Here is a 2187-nt window from a genome sequence, read left to right as displayed (position 1 = left end):
TGGGAGCGAGCCTGCTCGCGAAAGCAGTGTTAAAAGCGACGCAGCAAGCGACTGACACAGCACGATCGCGAACCGCTCACTCCCACCGATTTTTGTAGCCTCAACAACAAAAGATCCGAGGAAGCGTCATGAAATTTTCCCTGTTCATCCACATGGAACGCTGGGACGAAAGCGTCAGCCACCGCCAACTGTTCGAAGACCTCACCGAACTGACCCTGATGGCCGAGGCCGGCGGTTTCAGCACCGTGTGGATCGGCGAACACCACGCGATGGAATACACCATCTCGCCCAGCCCGATGCCGCTGCTCGCCTACCTCGCGGCCAAAACCACCACCATCCACCTCGGCGCCGGCACCATCATCGCGCCGTTCTGGCATCCGCTACGCGTCGCCGGTGAATGCGCGTTGCTCGACGTCATCAGCAACGGCCGCATGGAAGTCGGCCTCGCCCGTGGCGCCTATCAGGTTGAATTCGATCGCATGGCCGGCGGCATGCCTGCCTCCAGCGGCGGCCAGGCATTGCGCGAAATGGTCCCGGTGGTCCGCGCCCTGTGGCAAGGCGACTACGCCCACGACGGCGACATCTGGAAATTCCCCACCTCGACCAGCGTACCGAAGCCGATCCAGAAACCGAACCCGCCAATGTGGATCGCCGCCCGCGACCCGGACTCGCACAACTTCGCCGTGGCCAACGGCTGCAACGTGATGGTCACGCCGCTGATGAAGGGCGACGAGGAAGTTCTGGACCTGAAGAACAAGTTCCAGACCGCACTCGACAACAACCCCGGCGTACCGCGTCCGCAACTGATGGTGCTGCGCCACACCCACGTGCACACCGCTGATGACCCGGACGGCTGGAAAGTCGGGGCGAAAGCGATCTCACGTTTCTATCGCACGTTCGATGCGTGGTTTGGCAACAAGGAAACGCCGGCCAATGGTTTCCTCGCGCCAAGCCCGGAAGAGAAATTTGCCGGGCGTCCGGAGTTTGAGCTGGAGAGTTTGCACAAGACGGCGATGATCGGGACGCCGGAAGAGATCATTCCGCGGATCAAGTACTACCAGGAACTGGGGGTGGATGAGTTCAGTTTCTGGTGTGACAACAGCTTGCCGCATGAGGAGAAGAAGAAATCGCTGGAGCTGTTTATCAAGCATGTGGTGCCGGCGTTTCGGTAAGTGTTCTGCTGATTGAGCTTGACCCATGAAACGCCCCGACAGTGTTCGGGGCGTTTTATTTTTTGGCTATCGGCAAGACACTACGACTCCCGGAATCGACCAGATCCCGGCCTCCCTTAAGGCGAGTGAAAGTCATCCGGGACGGCGCTATCAAAGCAGCGACCTCAGAGAAAGACGCGTGCTCTCATTGTGGCGACTGGGCCTAGAGTATTGGCGTAGATGCACAGAGTTCGGAGGCAGCGGAGACTGGGAAACATTGGAGAAAACTCTGCGTGATGAGGTGCATCATCAGGAGCAGAGCCTGGAGTAGGTTTGTCGTTTAGCCTCCGAGAATGACTTTATATAATAGTTAAACATATCCAACGCGCCCCCTTACCTAAGCCAATATTTACCTGCCCACGCTCATCTATAAGATGGATCCCTCAGGGTCTGTCCCCATTTATCACCACATTATCGGAGCGCTAACTAAACGTGATCAGTCCTTTTTTGCGTTCCATACCTACTCACTTGCTACGCTTTCACTGCGCACTGAGGCGCATGTCTGAATAGGGATCACTAACATCTGTACCAAGCTCAGCGATGGCGTCTTTGATAGCTTCCGCCACTTCAAACGAGACTTCATCAGCTTTGCGACTTAAAATAAAATCATGCGTGCCTTGAAGCCCTAGCCCTGCGCTGATCGAAATGACAAGCTCAACACAAGCAAGGTCAAAACCGTCCCAGCAAGCAATCAAAAAGGTGTCGACCTGCGTCTTCAACGGTTCCTCCAGAGCGGTATAAGTGTGCCATTGGCGATCACCCAACGCCCACAATGCCTGTAAACACTCGTGTCTTTTCTTGCGCTGAATGGGAACATTATCGATGATGCTGGAAAACTCGTGGCGCAGGTCTTGCGCCGTCATAGTGTCTGGCAACGCATCATAGTAAGACAATGCTTTCATCTCTGAACACCTCGAAGTCCCTGCGCACCGCACATAAAAGGGAACAGCGAATACCGGGAAAAACTGGCGAAAGC

General features: G+C 55.8%; 2 protein-coding genes. One reads left to right on the top strand and one right to left on the bottom strand.

The window, feature by feature from the left end:
* The first annotated feature begins 128 nt into the window (after nucleotides 1–128).
* The gene (locus F8N44_RS30865; RefSeq protein ID WP_150652152.1) at nucleotides 129–1172 is read left to right on the top strand and encodes an LLM class flavin-dependent oxidoreductase; all 1044 of its coding nucleotides are present in this window, start codon (nucleotides 129–131) and stop codon (nucleotides 1170–1172) included.
* 518 nt (nucleotides 1173–1690) lie between these two features.
* Here F8N44_RS30865 and F8N44_RS30860 read toward each other — a convergent pair.
* The coding region (locus F8N44_RS30860; RefSeq protein WP_224794855.1) for a hypothetical protein at nucleotides 1691–2187 on the bottom strand (497 nt) is incomplete at its 5' end.

Origin of the sequence: Pseudomonas fluorescens, assembly GCF_902497745.1 — a bacterium.
Taxonomy (GTDB): domain Bacteria; phylum Pseudomonadota; class Gammaproteobacteria; order Pseudomonadales; family Pseudomonadaceae; genus Aquipseudomonas; species Aquipseudomonas fluorescens_BM.
The sequence above is the reverse complement of the archived record's forward strand: the minus strand, read 5'-3'. Positions and strand labels throughout refer to the sequence as shown.